Genomic DNA, 19,904 nt, shown 5'->3' with positions numbered 1-19,904 from the left:
CAACTCCAAGTCGTAGGAGCCGTCGGGGCCGAGTAGGAACGGCAGTCCGTCGCCTACGCCAGCGCGGCTGAGCAACTGGGCTTCGTCATCGGTGAGCCCAGGCGCGCCAAGCGCTCTCGCCGGTGACGTCTTGTACATGAGCAAGGTCGAGATCCTCGGGGGTCTGAACACGCCGAACACGCCCAAGCGGGCTTTGGCTAGGGGCTTCTGCGACAGCAGGGACGTGTCACCATAACCCTCAACACCGCAACTAAGAACGGCACCGAACTCAGCGTCTCGGCCATCGCCCGCGCCGCCGGCGTCGACCGCACCTTCCTCTACCGCCACGCCGACCTGCTCGGCTAGGTTCACGAGGCCCAGGCCAGCCCGATCGGCGCCGAGGCGAGCACCACGCTGGTCAGCAGGCTACCGACGACGCAGAAAGCCCTGGAGTCCCTCAAGGAAGTGAACTCCCTGCCGGGTCATCGTCCACAGCGAATGTCTCAACACCCGATAACCATTCTGAGCATTGCCCCGGCTTCGGCGAGTCGTCGACCACCTGCAGGCTGCCAAGTCGATGTCTCATGAGACAACTAAAATCTGGAAAACAGGTCTGTGGCGAGGAATTAGAGGATCGGGCGTGGGTCGTGCTCGACGGGCACCGGGTCGTCACCAGCGCGGCGCTGCACCGCCGGTGCCTCGATCTCGTAGTCGTGGTGTGTCCGCATCTCTCGGCCTCAGGGAACTACCGTCACGCCGAGATCGTCCGGGCCGACCTGCTCGGCGATGGCCGCCCACTGCCTCAGCGGGGCGCGGCGTGGTGGCAACCTGGACCGTCCGCGACACGCGAACGCCACACGCTCCGGGGCGACCGCAGACTGAGCCGGAACACCCCTGGCACGAGCGGGCATTCGGTCGAGTCGGTTCGCGCCGGCATCCAAGCCACGCTCGCACCCCTTACGGCGGAACCCGGTGATGCCCGGTGAACATCTGGAATCACGTCCTACCGGTGTCGTCGGCGACGTCCGGGCCAGGGCCGCTGGACTAGTTGACCTCACCTCGTGCTTGCCGCCTGGCGGCCGATTCCAAGATGCACGCCGTGACGGCTCTATGGTCACCATTGTTATGTACACAAGGAGCGACCGTGTCCGAATCTCTTGAGAGGTCGCACCGAAGAACGGCAACAGCTGACGTATACGTGAAACCGGTTTTCGAGGACTTCTTCCGAGTTGAGCTTCCACGCCTCATCGTCTTTCTCGTGTACCAGGGGGCGCCGAGCGCGGCAGCGGAAGACGCTGCGCAGGAGGCGATGGTCGAGGCTTACCGGAAGTGGCCGGAGATCACGACGCCCCGAACCTGGGTGCGAACGGTAGCCTCACGTGCATGGGGCAGGCTACTCGGATCCAAAGGCCTACCAGGCGAGCTGTCGAACGACGCACCTCATGCAGCGGCCAATGCCGGCCCACTCGAGAAGGTGCTCCAGAGCGAACAACACCGCGACGCAATCGCAGCCATCCAACAGCTCCCGGCTCGGCAGCGGCAAGTTATGGCATGGACATACGATGGATTCCGTCCCCAGGAGATAGCCCAGATCCTCGGGATCACAGGTGACGATGTCCGAGCAAATCTCTATAAAGCACGGCAGACCCTGCGGAAGACCAGGGGAGGTGCATTGTGAACGAAATCATCTCCTTTCCGGGAGAGGACGACAGGCACGAAACGTTGATCGCGGATGTCGCGCGCGTCCTGGACTCGGAAGCCGCCCTGACGCACTTGACCGATACTGACTTCGCCGCAGCCCATGAATTCTTGCTGTCCCACGTTAATGAGGCTATCGACTTCGGCCGCCTTCTCAGCGACGTTGTGTCGCGCGCGAACGACACCCAAGCCGACGGCCCGAAAACCAGGCGTGGGACTGTGTGGACATTCAACGTCGATCGAGGGCATGGCTACATCCGACCTGATGACGGAGGTGAGGACGTCTACTTCGATGTACGCGACGCTGAGGGGGCGATGAACGTCGGGCAGCGTGTTGAGTTCGAGGACAAGGCAGTGGTAGAGCTCGCAGCTCCAGAGGAGATACCGTTTTGGGGGCCCGTCCGCCAGGTCCGGATCGTTTAGTTGGTTGCCGCCCGTCGGCGAGGATCACGGAAAACCCCCGCTGACACGACAGATCCCGGGCCGAGGACCCGCGCTACCGCGACGGCCAGATCGTCGAGATGGTCCTCGTCCGCTACGGCGCGTTCCGCCTCGATGCACTCGTCGGACGGGGCATCTCGCTGTCGGCTGGCGAGGCCTTGGTGGCCAGAACTCGCCGAAGGCGCGGCGACGACCTTGTCGATCACCTTGATGGTCTCGGGTGACGGATTGAGAATGCCTGCGATGCCATGCGACGCTGCGGCCGCTCCTGACTCCCACACCTCGACAGGCGTATCTCGCCTTGTGACGACAGGCGCTAGTTGGCATGGCTGGCGGCGTGACATGGCAAGGGCGTCGGCGCGGTGAGCTTGGATGGCGCGGTGGTGGTCGGGCAGGCACCGGTGTGGTCGCACGTGTGCAGCGGGGTGGATCTGGCGTGGAGCAAGTCGTCACCGTGGTGAAACTGCCCCGCTGACCTCAGGCGGTCACCACCCTCAGCACTTCGAGCAGGGCCTCGGCCCGGTGGTGGGGGTGGGTGATCGACAGGGCGAGTTCTTCTGCCCGGTCGATGTCGGCGCGGGCCATGGCGATCGCCGTGTGCGCCAAGGCTTCTTGGAGCGCGAAGTAGGTGTTCGGAAGGGATTCGCAGAGCCGTTCGGCGCGTTCGGGATCCACTGCCGCCATGGCCTCGGCGGCCGCCGCCAGGGCTGCGGTCCGTTCGAGGCCGTTCTCGATGGACGTCGCGATGCGTTCGGCGCGCTCGGGTTGTGCGGCGCCGATGGCGCCCGCCACGACACCTGTCGGCCACGGCCTTCCGGTGTCCTTCGCGATCGCCTTGGCCCGTTCCACCGCCCGGTCGGGATCACGCGTGGCGAGGGCCTTGATCACGGACGTCATCGTCACGGTGTGGTCGCGCTGGTCCATGATTCGCCGTGCCAGCTGATCGGCTTCGGAGATCAAGCTGTCGGCCTGGGACCACTTGTGAGTGGCCATCTTCGCCGCGATGTCGGCCAGTAGGGGTGCGAGCTCGGCGGGCTCCTTGAACGATCGGGCGATTTTCACGGCGCGATCGGGATCGGTCGCCGCGGCCGCTCTCGCCACCTCGGCCAGGAGGAGCCCGTTGAGCCGGGGGCCCGCCGAGGTGGCGATCCGTTCGGCCAACCGAAGATCGAGCGCGATCGCGGCCATCGCCGCGTCGTGGACACCCACATGGCGGTCCTCCTTGCCCATCCTGGCAGCGAGCTCGATCAGGTGCTTCGCACGGCGAGGATCGCTGGGCGCCACCACTGTCGCCATGTCCGCCAGTGCTTTCGTTTTCTCCTTCCCAGCCTGGTGGGCACGAGATGCCGCTTCGTTGAGTACCTTCTTGGCCCGGCGGGGGTCTGAGGGTGCCACCGCGACTGCCAGTTCGGCCATCGCCACCAGCGTCCACCGGTCCCAGAGCGGGCCCACACCATTGAGCAGCCGCTCGGAACGGGCGGGATCGGAGACCGCGAGCCGGGCGGCCATCGTCGCCAGCAGTGAATCGCGTCCGTTCGACCTGGCGAACTGTTCGCTGCGCTCAGGGGACACAGCGGCCACGAACTTCGCCGTCTCCACCAGAAGCCTTTCGCGTGTCTCCTGGTAGGACGCTGTGCTCGGTGACCGGGCGGCGTCGATCAGCTGGTCGAGCAACCACACCGGCCGCCTCATGTCCTCGTCCGCGTTCACTCGCACGACCTCCCCGTAGCCGGTTCCTCACCGTGAGGAATCAGTCTGGCAGGAAACCGGGGCTATCTGAGCCCCGCCCGAGCGCAGGGGGCTATTCGTCGGCGACGAGAGCGGGATCAACGCGATGCTCGACCTGGCGATGATCGTCAACCGGCGCCTTCGGCAAGAGCTTCCGCAGACGACCAGTAAACAGCCGCTATCCACCCTGACCTGCGAATCTGAGGCTTGATGCTCAGGTTTCCGGTGTCAGGCCGCCGGTCATCTCCATGCCAACTGGCGCTGGGAGATGCCAACTAGCGCCTGTCGTCACAACAAACCGCAGCTTCTCTCTGTGCGACTGCGGCGGTGCGGCGCGCGCCTCAGGGATGTCATCGGTTGGGTTATGTCCAGGACAGTGCACCGTCGTCGCGGACAATTGGTTGCCCTGGTTGGGCTGTGTCGGTGTTTGTGGGGTTGTGGTTTTCGAGGCGGTTGGCGGTGTCGGTGAGCAGGGCGGTCACAGTGGGCCATGTGGTGCGGTGGGCGCCTTTCCGGGCCGTCCAGTCCATCACGTGTCCGCGTTCGGTGCCGGGGCGCAGGTCGATGGCGAGGATGGCGCCGTCGAGAGCGCGGCAGATGGGGATCAGGGCGGTGCAATATCTGGCCGTGGGTTCGCCGGCGGCATGCTGGTGGCTCCGTTCTGCGTGGCAGCAGTTCTCGTCTGGGTGACTACTGAGGCTGGCCCATGTCTCCCACACGCGTGCCACTGGCAGCGGAATGTAGATGCCGGGGACGGTGAACGCGGTGCGGTGGTTCCGGTCGTCGACGCCGTCCGTCAGCCGCCACCACTCGATCAGATCGTCGGTGAGTATGCATCCATCGCGTGCTCGGTGGCGCGGATGTCTGCGGCGGGTGCGGGGGCCCGCAGTGTGGTGGCGGTGGCAGGCGTGTTGGTGCGCAGCCAGGCCGTGATCCGCTGCCACGCCGGGCCGAGGCTATTGTTCATTGGTTCGTTGTCGGTGCGGGAGGGGGCGATGCGGGGTGGAGTTGGCGAGGTGAACGGTCGGGTGGCGTCGGCGGTGATGGCGGTGTTGTCGGTCGGGTGCAGGTCCAGCGCGCGCAGGATGTCGTGGGGCGAGGTGAGCAGGTCGGGTTTGTGGTTCAGGTGGAATTGCTGGGTAGCGGTGAGTTGGTGCACGGTAAGCATGTCCCCGTTTTTCACGATCAGCAGTGCTCCGACCCGGATTACCGCCGAGGGGGTGTTCTGCAGGGCTGTCAACATCGGCGCGAGGTTCTGCATCAGGGTCGCTGTGTTGGTGGCGTCTTGTGCCTGGACTAACCGTGCCTCCACCGCATGCGCCGCTGTCGTGGCGGCGTCCCGCCCACCAGGGGCCTCGGTGGCGACCTTCATACGGCTGGTGAGGCGACGCATCCAGGACCCGATCTTGGGTTCGGCCCGTTCGAGGATCTCCGCCCCGGCAATGCGCACCAGGTCTTCAACCGCTGCCTGGACCAGTTCGTGGCCGGCTGCCGTGGACAGGTAGATCGAGATGGGAAATTCCGAGGAGTCGTGTCGCTGCGTGTCGAGCGGCCGATCGTCCGGTGGTAAGGGTTCGAACAAGGTGGCCAAGTCCGGTCCCTCATACCCGAGAGTTTCGTCGAGATCGTCGCTGTGGAACTCCAGATGAAAGGTCGGCTCGGGCCGAGCCGATGGCCGACGTGGCGGCATGCGGACCGGCCGCAGCGAGGGAGTCTGGTCGCGGACCAAGCTGGTGATGATGGCGCCGACCTCGCCACCAAGGTGGTCGGCAAGTAACCGAAGAAAAGTGATCGCGGGCGGGATACCGTCCGGGCCGGCGTCGAAGTCGGCGAGAAGCTGGAAGGCGCTCCACGCATCGGTGATGCCCGCGAGATTGGGCAACGGGGTGGCGGGCCCGAGCGCGCGACTCATCATGACCGCCAGGTGAGGGACATCCAGCGGAGCGAGATGGAGACGCAACGCTGTCAGATCTTCGCTGGGCATCATGTCCAGGTCGGGACTGTCCACGAGCGCGGGCTGGTCAAGTATCATCAGGGCAGCAATACGAACGTTCAGTGATGGGGAAGTTGCTGTGGCACGTTCTCCATGCAGCCGGAGGTAGACCATTCCGGTGAAGGTCTTCACCGAAACCGGTATCGGTGCGTAGGACTCGGGCAGCAGGCCGGGATCGGACGCGATAACCTCGGAGAAGAACAACTGCGAGGCGATGACCGCGAGCAGCAGGCCGGAGTCGGCGAACGCTTCCCTGGCTGCTTGGGCATCGAGGATACGGAAAGCGGTGTCGATTGCTTCGCCGACCCACGCGTTTCCCTCGTTCAGCACGTCGCCGGAATTCAGGCCCATCCGCAGTTTGATCTGCGCCCGCGGAGTCCGTGTGTGGTTATAGCGGCGGAGAGCGACCGTGATGCGCTCCGGCAGCCGGTCGGCGACGACGGTCTTGGAAGTCCCGGGCGACAACAAGATCAGGACGCCGTCGCCGCGATCCTCTCGGTCGCACGCGTCGAAGTCGACGCCACTTTCGTCGAACGCGGCCTTCAACACCTCGTACATGCCTTCGCGGACAGCCAGTCGATCGGGCAGGTTCCTATCAGGGCTGGTGAAGCCCGCAATGTCGACCACCACGATCGTGCGGTCGGAGATTAGCGACGGCTGCGTCACCAGTCCTGCCTCTCTTTGACATCACTCCATGGCCGACCTGGGACACGAACTCTCGATTATCACCCCTCCGCCGCCGTACAGAGCACGACCGGCCGCACTCAACGTCCTGGCCCCAGACACGACTTCTCCCAGGGGGCGGCGGGGCGCACGTCGATCAGCCACCAACCCGCGCAGAAAACGACGAACTAACCCAGCTTCGCAAGAAGCTGGCCGACCAGGCCAGGTCCGGTCCCACGCCCAGCTCGTTCCCAGCGGCTCGCCCACGCCGTAAACCAGCCCCGGACCAGCCCAGGACGGGGAACCTCCCGGTCTTCCTCGTCGACCGCGCGCGGCCCGCTCGCCAAGGCCGCTGCCGCAGCACCCCAAAGGCATGTGGCTGATCCAGGCACTCAATCGGCCGACCGCCACGCTCAACTGGCCAGATGAAGCGCTCAGCCGTACAGATGCGGTCGCGCATCTGTGATGTGCCATGCCAACTAGCGCCGGGAGATGCCAACTATCATGTGTCGTCACAGCTCTGTGACTGTGAGAGGTAGCTGTCACCGTGAGCGGCGGTGAGCTGGCGGTTGCCCGTGAACAGTGAAGGCTTTCTGGCACTTGGTGTGAGCACTTGTTGTTCACCCACGGCGCTCACGACATCTCCGCCCGACGGCCTGCGGGCGCGGCCTGAATAGGCTCGCAAGAGCGAAGAGCACGGTCAGCACAGGCGGGAGAGATGCGCGAGATGTGGCACCTGCGGGTCGCGTGGTTGCACGAGTTCGCCGATGAACCCGTGGAGATCCTCAGCGAGGTCGGCGCCGATGGCTACGAGCGTCGGAAGGTGGAGCGCTTCCGAGACGGCCGCATCGGTTGGGCTGACGAAAAATGCGAGGTGGGGGGCACAGGCCTAGGTGAGGTCCCCGTACCACCCCTTGACGAGATCAACGCGCAGCAGGAGTTCGTGGCGACCCGAATCGCTGGCGGCGAATTTGAACGGGCATGGACACAAGCGCTCAGCGGGCAGTGATGTCAGCAGCAGGCTCGGTGACAACTATCGATCAAAGGTGACAGATAGCCCTCACAGGCACAAGCTCGTTCTAGATTTGACAAAGTCGCAGGTTAAACGGACGATCGCACAGACGTTCGATGTTGGTGCTGTCTTCCCCACGGCTCCTCTGTGTGTCGTGGAGTGGTCGATGGTGTGGAGTGGCGGTCCGACGAGCTGGTCGGAACTGGAGAGGATCGCGTCGGGTCGTTCGGCGTCGCGGGGTGACGGGAATGACGCACCTGCGTGGTCGCGTAAGCGTGAGGGGTACGCGGGGCCGCCGCCGGGCTTGATGACCCCGCGGTCGGACGACGCGGGGGGTGCGCTGGCGCGGGCGCCGTACGCGGAGTTGCATTGCCATTCGAACTTCAGCTTCCTCGACGGGGTCAGCGATCCGGAGGAGCTGGTGGAGGAGGCCGCGCGGCTGGGGCTGGACGCGATCACGCTGACTGATCACGACGGACTGTACGGGGCGGTGCGGTTCGCCGAGGCCGCGAAGGAACTCGGGGTCCGCACGGGGTTCGGTGCGGAGTTGTCGCTGGGGCTGACGGAGCCGCAGAACGGCGTCGCGGATCCGGCGGGGACGCATCTGCTGGTGATCGCCCGCGGGCTGGAGGGGTATCAGCGGTTGTGCCGGACGATCTCGACCGGTCAGCTGGCGGGGGAGAAGGGCGCACCCCGCTACGAGGTGGACCAGGTGGGGGAGGACCTGCGCGGGCATGTGCAGGTCCTTACCGGATGCCGCAAAGGGGCGGTGCGGCGCGCGCTGGTCGAGTCCGGGCCGGCGGCAGCCGCAGACGAGTTGCGGGTGCTGGTGGACCGGTTCGGCCGGGACGCGGTGGCGGTGGAGCTGATCGATCACAGCCTGCCGCTGGATTCCACCCACAATGATCTGCTGGCGGGGATGGCGGCGGAGCTGGGGTTGGCGACGGTGGCGACCACGAACGCGCACTACGCGGCCCCGCAGGACGCGGTGTACGCGGACGCGGTCGCGGCGATCCGCGCGCGGCGGAGCATGGAGGACATGCAGGGCTGGCTTCCGGCGGCGGGGATGCAGTTCCTGCGGTCGGGGGAGGAGATGGCGGAGATCTTCGCCCGCTACCCGGGTGCGGTGGCGTGGGCGGCGTTGCTTGGGGTGGAGTGCTCGGTCGACCTCACGTTGGTCGCGCCGGAGTTGCCGCCGTTCCCGGTCCCGGACGGGCATGACGAAGCCTCCTACCTGCGGCATCTGACCTACGTCGGCGCCGGGGAGCGCTACGGGACGCGGGAGGACGCTCCGCGGGCCTACGCGCAGCTGGATTACGAGCTGGACGTGATCACGGAGCTGGGGTTCCCGGGGTATTTCCTGATCGTGTGGGACATCGTGCGGTTCGCGCGTGAGGCACGGATCCTGTGCCAAGGGCGTGGGGTCGGCGGCGAACAGCGCGGTGTGTTTCGCGTTGCGGATTACCAGCGTCGACGCCGTGCGCTACGGGCTGCTGTTCGAACGGTTCCTCGCCCCGGAACGAGACGGCTACCCGGACATCGATGTCGACCTCGAATCCGACCGGCGCGAGGAGGTCATCCAGTATGTCTACGACACGCATGGGCGGCGGAACGCCGCCCATGTGGCGAATGTGATCACTTATCGGGCGCCGTCGGCGATCCGGGACTCCGCCCGCGCCTTGGGTTACAGCCCCTGCCAGCAGGACGCGTTCGCCAAGGCCGCCGACCGGTGGGGCCGGGGTCGCGGCGACCGCTGGGCAGGAGGGGCATGGGATCCCGCGGGACGTGCTCGGCCTCGCCGCCCGGATCGAGGGGTTGCCGCGGCATCTCGGGATCCACTCCGGCGGCATGGTGCTGTCGCGGACACCGGTGTCGGAGGTGGTGCCGGTCGAGTGGGCCCGCATGGAGGGCCGGTCGATCCTGCAGTGGGACAAGGACGACTGCGCGTCGGCCGGGCTGGTCAAGATCGACCTGCTCGGGCTGGGGATGCTCTCGGCCCTGCACTACATGCTCGACCTGATCGCCGAACACCACGACACCGTCATCGACCTCGGGCAGCTCGACCTCGCCGACCCGGCCGTGTACGACATGCTCGGCGCCGCCGAGGCGATCGGCGTGTTCCAGGTGGAGAGCCGCGCGCAGCTGGGCACGCTGCCCCGGCTACGGCCCCGCACCTTCTACGACCTGGTCGTAGAGGTCGCCCTCATCCGTCCCGGACCGATCCAGGGCGGCTCCGTCCACCCCTATCTACGACGCCGACGCGGCGAGGAGGACTGGTCGCACGCGCATCCGCTGCTCGCCGGACCGCTCGATCGGACTCTCGGCGTGCCGTTGTTTCAGGAACAAGTGATTTACCGGACTAGTCATCGATCTGATAGATCCCAGCTCAGTAGGTGTGCATCGCGACCGCCCCCTTCTCGGCGATTTGCATTCTCGGCCAGCTGGTCGGCCTGATGGAACGCCAACGCGCGACCAGCGGCGTGAGGGCGTGTCAGAACCGCTCAAGTAGCAAGATCGTCGTTAGCGCATCCGCTGACCTCAACGGCTGGACGCTCTGCCTGGCATCGGCTCCCAGCGATGTCGGGCGGCCGTACTCAAGCGGTTACTGCCGTGCATCTCGCCGCAATGCGCTGCGTGGATGATCGCTTCAACCTGGTACTCATGTCGATGATCGAGATCGATCGCATCCGCGGGCACCTGGCCGTCTCAGGACTCTTCGCAGTCTTCGTCGACATGATGATCTTCCTGCTCGCGGCGATAGATAACCCTCTTCCTTGGCGACTACGGCGTCGGGCCCGGCGGCTTCGAAGCCCTACGGGATCAAGGTCTGCGCAGATAGCCGGCTCACGCGAGCCCACGTCAGCGCCGGCGAGCGCATCAACCGCGCGGCAGGTGAGCGCTGCGTCGTCTCTGAATATGGTCGCCGACACTGTCGACCGGACAAGTATGACGAGGATCGTATGATTCGAACAACCCGCATGGCGCCGGCGATTATCGCAGCCGCCCTTGTTCTCGGCTCACATCGAACGTTGCCGCGCAACCCCGGTGACCCTCCTGGGAGCAAAGTCCGACGAACCTGCCTTCGACAAGGCTTTCCTTGGTGAAATGAAGGTTGAGTTCGTGACACCGTCTGTCGCGCTCCTTGGCCCCGTGGGATAGGTCGAGAAACAAATCTGCCCGCGTGGTGAAAGCATGGCTGTCGGCCGTTGGTAGCGAACTGGCGAGAGGTTGTTCCGGAACCGGGTTTCTGTAGAGGTTCGTGAAGCAGTTCCGGCAGCGGCGCATCGAGTCATCTGGAGGCAGTGCCAGGACGAAGCCGGAAGCGTCCCTGTGGATTATCGGCGGGTACCTGGAAATTTGTGGATCCCTATTTTTCCCCGTGCACGGGGCTCCGCCGGAGTTCCCGTTGCGCTATCGCCACATGGAGTGCAGGCTCATGTCATCGACGTCATGAGTCGTGAAAGTCAGGGGAGCAGAGAGAGATGCATCTCGAGTCTGCCGCGTTCGCTGGCCGGCTTTGCGTGCTTGGAAGAAAGGGTCGAATATGATGAGGGTTCGTGAACGGGCCGTGCCCGGCAGGTACCGGGCGGGCGGGCGTGTGCTGGTGACGGCGGCGATTGTGGTGGGGGCATGGGTGGTGTCGCCAGTGCCGGTGGCGTTGGCTGTGAATTGCAACAACCTCGCGCCGACGATTCAGGGCACGGCTGCAGGGGAGACGATCCAGGGCACTCCGGGCAATGATGTGATCGACGCCGGCGGCGGGAACGACGAGGTGTTCGGTAATGGCGGCGAGGATGTGGTCTGCGGCGGCCCCGGCAACGACGATCTCCGGGTCGGCACCGTAAACGACAGCGGAGATGCCGGGGTGCAGTACGTGTTCGGCGGCGCCGGCAAGGACACGATCGCGGTAGCCGGCACACTGACCGGTGGGGTCGTACTGGGCGGACTGGGTGTCGACGAGATCGCGATCATCGGCAACGAGCGTGGTTCGGCGACAGGGGCCGGCATGACCGGCGGCGACGTCCGGGGCGGGAGCAGCACCGTGCTGAGTCTCGACCTCGACCTGTCCGCCGACACCATCACCATCAGAGGGGCGCTCATTTTCTTCGGGAACGGAGACGAACCCGTCTCCGGAAGTGACGGAGTGGCCGGCGGTTTCATTGACGCCGGCAACGGCAACGACACCGTCAACATCCAGGGTGGTACTCCGCGGGCCGCCCCTGAAGGCTCGGAGATTGGTTTCCCGGGTGGTGACGGGATGAGCGGCGGGACACTGACCAACAGCGGCGGCACCGACGCCGTGAACATCACCGGCGGTTTAGGCGGGATGATCCTGGGTCGTGAGCCGGCTATCGGTGCCGGTGTGGGCGGCGCGGGCACGTCGGGCAGTGGGGAGCGGATAACCGGACGGCTCTCCGACGGAACGCTCCTGTCGGGCAGCTTCAACGCGACCGTGACCGGCGGTCGCGGCGGATACTATGGCGGGGCGGGCGGAGTGGGTAGCTCCAGCACCCTCACCGGCGCCGCGCTCGCCCCCGACACCTTCACCGTCACCGGCGGTGGGGGCGGCCCTGGTCTCGGCGACGGCGTGCAGCAGCCGCCCAACGGCCCCTACGGCACTCCGGGGGGCGCCGGCGGTGCGGGTAACACCGGCACGATCAACGCCGACAGCGCCGGCGACACCGTCACCGCTACCGGTGGACAAGGAGGCATCGGAGGCGAGGGCGAGCGCGCCTTCCGCAGCGGCATTGGCGGCACAGGCGGCAACGGAGCCAGCGGCGGGCAGGGCAACACCGGCACGATCAACACCGACGACGGCGCTGACACCGCCACCGCCACCGGCGGACAGGGCGGTGCCGGCGGTACCGGTGGTCCCGGCGTCGCGGGCGGCATCGGTGGCCAGGGCGGCGTCGGCGGCAACGGCGGCAACGGCAACTCCGGCACCCTCGACGGCGGACCCGGCAACGACCAGCTGACCGCCACCGGCGGCAACGCCGGCCGCCCAGGCCCGGCAGGCAGGAACGGCAGCGTGCCCGGCGCCCCGGGCAGCCCCGGGACCAGCAACACCGACGGCACCCTCGACGGCGGAACAGGCACCGACACCTGCACCGCCACCAGCGGAACCACCACCAACTGCTGACAGCCTCTGCGGAAGGCCAGCCGCGGTGCCTGATCGGCGTGGACAGCGGCTAGGCCGACCTCACGTTCGTCGCCTCCGAGGCGGCCCGCCGAAACCCAACATCTGCGCACGAGAAGCCGGGACGATGGCATCCATCGAGCAAACCACAGTGCACTTGACGATGCCGCCATGGAATCCTTGTCAAGGGCGGCCCCGTCGGCGGCTTGCTGGGGAGTGTCATCGTTGCCCCGGATCCGAGTAACCAGGCTGATGTCGACATCGATCTACGGCACAAATTTGTCGTGACCACCGTGGTCGCGAGTCCATGATCCTGCGTCGCACCGCAATATGACGGCGGCCACTTATGCGGCGAGTAGGCCGGCACTCGGCTAGTTCCGCTTGTTCGGAGAACTGGACGCGCGGCACCCGCACTACTACCTCGCTTTTATCGCGGTCCTGCCCGCTTTCCAGAACCAGGGACGGTTGCGGACACGCGAACTCGGTGCGGACCATCGACGTCAATGTGGTGGATGCGAGGCGCAAGGGCTTCAGGGTGGGCCCCACGCTCGAATCAAAATCAGCGAAGTCCGTCATTTTTCTTCGGGGGACGTCAAACAAAGCCTCTTTCGTTATCACGGAAATTACGGGGCCCGAATGACTTATGGCTCCCATGAAATCGAATCCGCGCCGCCGAAAGCTCGCCTGTTGCCCTATAAGCCAGGGCTTGACGGGAGACTTCCGGCGCTGCTGACAGCATGGCTGCCAGTCGACGGCGAACTGGCGAGGGAGTTCCGGAGCCAGGTTCTGCAAAGGGATTCGTGAGGAAGATATTGTCGGCGACACAGCGAGCCACCTGGACGCACTACCAAGACGACGTTGGCAGTGTCCTGTGGAACAGCGGCGGAACCTGGAAAATCACGGGCACTCCCCGAACCCGCGACCATAGGGATAGAGCGGCAGCTTCGTCGTCTCCTTGACACAGGGGGCCATGACAGGGCGTTGGCTCGCGTTCTTCTATTGGATGACCACTGTGGTCTGGTGAATGCGTCGTCTTCGGCGCCGGTGTCGATGACGCGCAACTCCGTTCCACCCCGGGACACCGCTCGCGGAGAGTCGCTGATCTCGCGAGCACTACTCGGGACCGACACTGCCGCGGTGCACGCCGACATCCCGCCGGGACTCATCGTTCGATGGCCGGTGGGCACGCCGGTGCCAAGGGCCGGCGGCGTCCTTCCGCGGATCAGCGGGGCTCCGCCCGCCGCCGCACGGTCTACAACTGTCAGACGGGCCGGGCACGCTGTGCTCATGAGCTTCACTCTGGCCGTGTGGGAAGGGCCTCGTCCCGCCGACGACGCGGTGGCTAAGGCGACCTTCGATGCTCTCGTCGCGGAATTCATGGGCGGTAGGAAGACGCCGCCGACCACGCTGGTTACGCGCTATGTCGGCGAACTGGCCACGCGCTGGCCGGACCTCGATCCCGACGCTGATGACGACGAAGACGATATTCCATGGACCGACAGTCCCTTAATCAACAACGCCAGTGGGCCGTTGTTCCGCTTCGGCATGGTCTTCAGCAGGTACCGGGAGGCTGCGGACTTCGCCGCGGAGCGCGCTCGTGTGCTTGGCCTGGTCTGCTTCGATCCCCAGGATGAACGTCTCGTCACCTGATGGCGGACGATGGGTCAGAAGGTGCGCCGGCAGGTGACCGCCAGTCCGATGGCACAGGGCGCCATCGGGGAAGCTGCACGAGCGCCGCGATATCGCGGCGGGCGATCCGGTCGAAGACGAGCATGCCGAGCGAAGCGGGGGCTGCCGTGAGAACTCTGGACGAGACGATGGGTGAGCTGTCCGACTTGGTCTGGTATGCCAGCTACGGTTCGAACATGAACGCCGACTGGTTCGGCTGCTACCTGGCCGGAGGCGTTCCGGAGGGCGGTACCCGGGACTATCCGGGTTGCCGCGATCGGCGGCCGCCGGTGGAATCCCGCAGGTGTGAACTGCCGGGCGGGATCTATTTCGCGACCATGTCGCCGGTGTGGGGCGGTGGCCGCGCGTTCTACGATCCGGCGCTGCCCGGGCGAGCGTTCGCGCGCGCCTACCTGATCACCGCCGGGCAGTTCGCCGACGTCGTGGCTCAGGAGATGTACCGCGAGCCCGGCACGGACCTCGACCTCGCTCCGGTCCTGGCTACCGGTGCGGCCACGCTCGGTCCCGGCCGCTACGAGACCCTGCTCCACGCCGGGGATCTCGACGGGCACCCATCTCGATATCGACCTCTCCACACTGCTCAGACAGATCAACCGCCTCGAACACGACCTCGGTGGACAACTCCTTACACGCGCCGAACGGAATCAGCCCCTGCAGGTGACACCTCTCGGACGAAGGATCATCACAGCGCTCCGGAAATGCGACCGCGAGGAAATGTCGTCGCCGTGAGTCCGATCTCTGGTGATAGGGCCTTGCGACAAAACGAAAGCCGTGGTCACCGAGACCAATATGTCACGCGTCGACACCGGCAGGAACCCGACAATGACTTGGTGAACAACGAGCTACCAAGGATCCGCGTCGCCGCCTACGTCATCCGCCACCAGAGAGGACCGCAACTGCTGGTCTTCGAGCACCAAGGTATCCCCGAGGCTGGCACGCAGATCCCCGCCGGCGGTGTTCGGCCCGGCGAGACCCTCAGCCCCGCTGTCCAGCGAGAAGTCCTCGAGGAAACCGGGCTGACCGACACAGTCGTCGTCAACTCGCTGACTACTGAGGACAAGCCGCACCCGCACAGCGGCCAGCCGCGACGCACCACCTACTTCCACCTGCGCGCTCCAGTAACTGCTCCCGACAGTTGGTCCCACCATGTCGGCGGCGATGGATACGACGCGGGCCTGGTTTTCGTCTGCCGATTCCAGCCCCTACCACTGGATCGCCCACTGGCTGACCAACAGGATGCCTGGCTCGGGTTGATCAGCCCAGAACTGGCCACACGTGAGGAATTGCCTCGAAACTGAGACCGATCTCAGTACGTCGCGGTGAGGCAACCACGAAAGCTCAGGCCACTTAAGATCGACATGTCACGCGCGGTGAGATCGTGCAGGTCCTCGGTTCACCCCCTGGGGTACGAGGTGGTCACTCGATGACCGTTGGCGCGAACAGCTGACACTCACCGATCACAACCTGAACCAGGAGCACGAGCAGGCATGCCAGACCAGCACGAACCCGAAAATCCACTCACCAGACTGTACGCGTTGGCCGATCTCGTCAGCTCCGATCTGGCCATCGCCGGGATCCCCCTGGTTCCCGATTACCTGCACGGCGGCCATCCCCTCGGTCCGGTCGGCGCGCACGTCTTCGCCGACAACCTCGGACATCGTGGTGTGTTCATCAGCTGGGTCAGCCACTCGATCTTGACGTCCGCGTCCCTGGAGGCATGGAGCGAGGGCCGCACCGGTCCAGACAATCCCGCCGGGCAGTGGAAGGAGACGGTCGACACCGCGATGCAGAACGCGATGGCCACGATCCTGTCCTCAATCGGCTACGAGGTAGTGCCAGGAGATGACGAGTCAGGAGTCGAGCTTATCGTGACGCAGCGAGCCCCCGAAAGTCCTTGGTACGCCTGGTACCGCGACCAGACGGACCGGGAGCGAGCCAAGTCGCTCGAGACCGCGGAACGACTCAGGGCGGAAGAAGTAAAGCGGCCGTTAGACTGATCTTGATGAAGCGGCTGTGAGACAAGCTGCGAGACCGCAGGTCACGCAAGATCAACATGTCAGGTGTGATGAGACCCTACACAAGGCTTGTAGGGTCTCGCAATTCGTGTCACCATCTCACGGGTCGTGTCGTGTGGATGTCATCGACGACATTCTGGTGAGATTCCCGCCGGGGAGATCAGCCACGGAGCCGAGCATCGGGCAGGCGGTGACCGCTTACATCGGACCGTTTGCTGCTGCGTTGGTCGTTGTCGTGCTGGTCCTGCGGGCGAATTTCGGTTGTGTGGCCGGGCACACTGGATGTCATGGGCGAACATTGGGATTCGGTCACCACCATCGGGGACGTGTTGGTCGCCCGGCTGGTCGACCTCGAACCGATTGAGCCGGAAGACTGGTCGGCGGCGCGCATCGAGGCGCACGCGGCGCTCTCCCAGCACGTGCACGCGGTGGTGTCCGACCCGGCCGGGCCGTCCTGGCTGGTCGCCCTGGCGGCCCATCCGAACAGCCTGGTCCGCGCCATCGCGATCAGAGCCCTCGGTTCCGGCCACGATTCTGCCTATCAGCCCATTCTCGTGCGGGCCTTGTCCGACCCCGCCGCCTACGTCGTCCAGGCCGCCCTGGAGGGCCTCACCGCGCAGTCCTCGCACGAGGTGTTCGACCTACTGGTGACGCTGCTGAACGACACGGACCACGGTCGGGCCTGGATCGTCCGCGAAGCCGCCCAGCGCATCGCCGAGACCAGCGACCCGAGACGGCTGGACGTTCTGGCCGACGCACTGGGGCAGGTATGGCACGGCGCAGTACACGACATCGCCCGCGCACTGGGCCAGGCCGGCGACGTTCGGGTCGCTCCGATGCTGATCGAGCACCTCCGCCACCGCCGACCGGGCCGCTTCGCGGCCGCGGAAGTGCTCGGCAACCTGCGCGTCGCCGAGGCGACGGGCCCGCTCATCGACGTCCTGCGTGAGTCCGACGGCGTCCAGGCGCTGCCCGTGATGGAAGCACTGGGCAAGCTCGAAGCGCTGGAGGCCGCGCCGGTGATCGTTCCGCTGCTCGACCACAGTTCGTCCGACGTTCGCGAGGGCGCACTGTTGGCCCTGAACCGGATCGGCGGGCCGCTGGCGACGCCTGCCGCCCTCAAGGCCACCGACGACGTCCACCCCGCCGTCCGTGCCCGGGCCCTCCGTGTGCTGGCCAAGCACGGCGACCACCGCGCTCTCGGTCGATTGGCCGCCGCCTGCGACAGTTGGCACGTCCACACCGCCCTCACCGGCCTGGTTCGCCTGGCCGAAGACTCGGTCGCGCTCACCGTGGTGCAGGTGCTGCTGACCACTGAAGAGCGGCGTGTCCGCAAGCTCGCCGGACGAATCCTCGCCCGCATCGACACACAGCACTACCTGCCCGGTCACGATCCCGACCCACTCGTCCGCCGCGTCCTCGTCTGGGTCATCGGCCAACAAGCCAACCCGGCCTACATCCGGGCGCTGACCAACGCGCTCCAGGACGAGGACGAGCTGGTCCGATCCCGCGCCGCCGCGGCGCTCGGACGGATCACCCACGAGAAGACGCTCCCGCTGCTGACCGAGGCCCTACGCGACCCCAGGCCACGCGTCCGGGCCAACGCCGCGACCGCCCTGGGCCGAACCGCCACTGACGGCCTGCGTTCCCTCCTCGCCGACGCCCTGACCGACCCCCACCCGGCCGTCCGGTCCGCTGCCACCGCGGCACTACGAACAGCCGCACACTGACTGTCCTCTGTGGACGACCAGCTCGGCTCGGTTTGTCGAAATCAGCGTGGCGTACTCGGCCAACTCGGGCACACCGCCTGGTCTCGTGAGGAAATGCCACGGATTTGGGACTGAGCATGGGTGACAAGGCCGTGAGACAGCCGAGATCACCCAGGTCACGCAAGATCGACACGCCACGAGCGGTGAGACCCTACAAGGCTTGTAGGTTCTCGCCGCTGATATCGTAATCTCACGGACGATGCCGTACGGATGTCGTATGCGACATCGTGGGGAGATTCGTTCCCGCGGGTTCCCCGCGCACCATCGCGGAGCATCACTACTCGACGGCACAAGTGCTTACTCGGCAAGGATAGTTGTCCATTCCTCACAGCAGTTGGATACTAAAACTTTCGCGGGAACTGGCGCCGACTAGCCGATGGGGATCCCCATGACACATCGTGTTCGTGAACCTGGAAAATTTCGCGGATTGTGCGGGATAGCTCTCATGACCGTGCTTTCTGTGACCGCGCCGGTCGCCTTCACAGCCACCGCGGCACAAGCCCCGCCGGACGCCGCAACCAAACCCCAAACCAACGCCGTCATCACCTGGAATCTCTACGCTCAGATCGCCGTCTACGAGGTCGCCCGGCAGTCGCCGAGCGCAGCCGCTCGCAGCTTCGCGATAGTGCAGGGCGCGGTGTACGACGCCGTCAACGCGATCGCCGGCACCCCGTACAAGCCGTACCTGATCACCCCCCGCAGCCGGCCCGGCGATTCGACCCCGGCAGCTGTCGCCACTTCGGCCTACCGTGCGCTCGCATGGCTCTTCCCCGCTCAAGCCGACTCCCTTCGCACGCAGTACGAGGAGTCGCTCGCCGCAATCCCCGACGGTCCCTCCGAGCGCGGCGGCATCGCTGTCGGCCTGGCCACGGCCACAGCCATGATCAATGCCCGCCGCAACGACGGTGCGTTCTCCAATGCGACGTGGCCTGTCGGCGCCGCCCCGGGCCAGTGGCGGCCAACCCCGCCAGGCTTCCTCCAGGTCGGCGCCTGGTTCGCCACCCTGAAGCCGTTCGTCATCGACCTCGGCCACTACCGCACCCCCGGGCCGCCGGCCCTGAGCAGCGCCGCCTATGCCCGCGACCTGAACGAGGTCAAGGCCCTCGGCTCGGCTACCAGCACGACGCGTACATCCGACCAGACCGAAGCGGCGATCTGGTGGGACGACCCGCGATTGGTGGAGTGGTCGATCAAACGTCAGCTCGCCACGACCCACCGGCTCGGCACCCTGCAGACAGCCCGCATGTTCGCGATGGTGGACCTGGCCACCGCCGACGCACTTATCGCCTGCTACCAGGAGAAGAAGCACTGGAGCTTCTGGCGTCCGGTAACAGCCATCCCGCTCGCCGACACCGACGGCAACCCGGCCACCGACGCCGATCCAGCCTGGACCCCACTGCGGATCACCGCGCCGTCACCGGAATACCCGTCAGGGCACACCTGCGACACCGCCGCCACCACGACAGCCCTGCGCAAGTTCTTCGGCCGCGACGACCTGTCCTTCAGCGCCCACAGCACCGACTCCGGTACCACCCGCTACTACCACAGCCTCTCCCAGGCCATGGCAGAACTGAACCAGGCCAGGATCTGGGCCGGGGTGCACTACCGCTTCGCCAGCAAGGACGGACATCGGCTCGGCACCACCGTTGCCCGCGACGTCCTCAACCACGCCTTCGGCCCTGCGGCAACTGACCCAAAGAGACCGGGCGAATAGGTCTGCCGTGACGGCTCGTGCCATGGGCCGCCACCCGCATCGACGATGTGCCGTTGAACGGATGGC

The 19,904-nt window shown here is 66.0% G+C and carries 11 protein-coding genes and 1 pseudogene; 10 read left to right on the top strand and 2 right to left on the bottom strand.

Going from position 1 to position 19,904, the window contains the following annotated elements; all coding sequences use genetic code 11:
* Positions 1-1,069: 1,069 nt before the first annotated feature.
* Positions 1,070-1,657 (top strand): RNA polymerase sigma factor, encoded by a 588-nt coding sequence (locus BKN51_RS44935; RefSeq protein WP_101607902.1) that lies wholly within the window; start codon positions 1,070-1,072, stop codon positions 1,655-1,657.
* Complete coding sequence (locus tag BKN51_RS44255; RefSeq protein ID WP_233223173.1) at positions 1,654-2,100, top strand: cold-shock protein; 447 nt, start codon at positions 1,654-1,656, stop codon at positions 2,098-2,100. The genes BKN51_RS44935 and BKN51_RS44255 overlap by 4 nt, the downstream gene beginning before the upstream one ends.
* A gap of 495 nt (positions 2,101-2,595) precedes the next feature.
* Here BKN51_RS44255 and BKN51_RS13080 read toward each other — a convergent pair whose 3' ends face one another.
* A complete protein-coding gene (locus BKN51_RS13080; protein WP_146044337.1) occupies positions 2,596-3,834 on the bottom strand; it encodes a hypothetical protein in 1,239 nt (412 codons plus the stop codon).
* Positions 3,835-4,660: 826 nt separating this feature from the next.
* Positions 4,661-6,505: a hypothetical protein gene (locus tag BKN51_RS44250; protein ID WP_233223190.1), complete on the bottom strand. Its 1,845-nt coding sequence runs from the start codon at positions 6,503-6,505 to the stop codon at positions 4,661-4,663.
* A gap of 715 nt (positions 6,506-7,220) precedes the next feature.
* On the opposite strand from BKN51_RS44250, the gene BKN51_RS13070 reads away from it, so the two are divergent.
* The 8 genes and pseudogenes from BKN51_RS13070 (at position 7,221) to BKN51_RS13025 (ending at position 19,838) form a co-directional block, all read left to right on the top strand.
* On the top strand, positions 7,221-7,511 hold the full coding sequence (locus tag BKN51_RS13070) for a DUF6881 domain-containing protein (RefSeq protein ID WP_233223198.1): 291 nt from the start codon (positions 7,221-7,223) through the stop codon (positions 7,509-7,511).
* Between the two features lie 169 nt (positions 7,512-7,680).
* Positions 7,681-9,866, top strand: a pseudogene (gene dnaE, locus BKN51_RS13065) (DNA polymerase III subunit alpha); the annotation flags it as partial.
* A gap of 1,246 nt (positions 9,867-11,112) precedes the next feature.
* Positions 11,113-12,654, top strand: coding sequence for a calcium-binding protein (locus tag BKN51_RS13060; RefSeq protein WP_146044338.1), 1,542 nt, complete (start codon positions 11,113-11,115; stop codon positions 12,652-12,654).
* A 1,284-nt stretch (positions 12,655-13,938) separates the two neighbouring features.
* On the top strand, positions 13,939-14,301 hold the full coding sequence (locus tag BKN51_RS13055) for a hypothetical protein (protein WP_146044339.1): 363 nt from the start codon (positions 13,939-13,941) through the stop codon (positions 14,299-14,301).
* 146 nt (positions 14,302-14,447) lie between these two features.
* Positions 14,448-15,638, top strand: coding sequence for an NUDIX hydrolase (locus BKN51_RS44245; protein WP_233223206.1), 1,191 nt, complete (start codon positions 14,448-14,450; stop codon positions 15,636-15,638).
* Between the two features lie 237 nt (positions 15,639-15,875).
* Positions 15,876-16,337 carry a hypothetical protein gene (locus tag BKN51_RS13035; RefSeq protein WP_146044340.1) on the top strand — a complete coding sequence of 154 codons (462 nt, stop codon included), beginning with the start codon at positions 15,876-15,878 and terminating at the stop codon, positions 16,335-16,337.
* A gap of 305 nt (positions 16,338-16,642) precedes the next feature.
* Complete coding sequence (locus BKN51_RS13030) at positions 16,643-18,085, top strand: HEAT repeat domain-containing protein (RefSeq protein WP_102906603.1); 1,443 nt, start codon at positions 16,643-16,645, stop codon at positions 18,083-18,085.
* Between the two features lie 484 nt (positions 18,086-18,569).
* Positions 18,570-19,838: a vanadium-dependent haloperoxidase gene (locus BKN51_RS13025; RefSeq protein WP_101607895.1), complete on the top strand. Its 1,269-nt coding sequence runs from the start codon at positions 18,570-18,572 to the stop codon at positions 19,836-19,838.
* Positions 19,839-19,904 lie beyond the last annotated feature (66 nt).

Origin of the sequence: Amycolatopsis sp. BJA-103 (assembly GCF_002849735.1) — a bacterium.
Taxonomy (GTDB): domain Bacteria; phylum Actinomycetota; class Actinomycetes; order Mycobacteriales; family Pseudonocardiaceae; genus Amycolatopsis.
The sequence above is the reverse complement of the archived record's forward strand: the minus strand, read 5'-3'. Positions and strand labels throughout refer to the sequence as shown.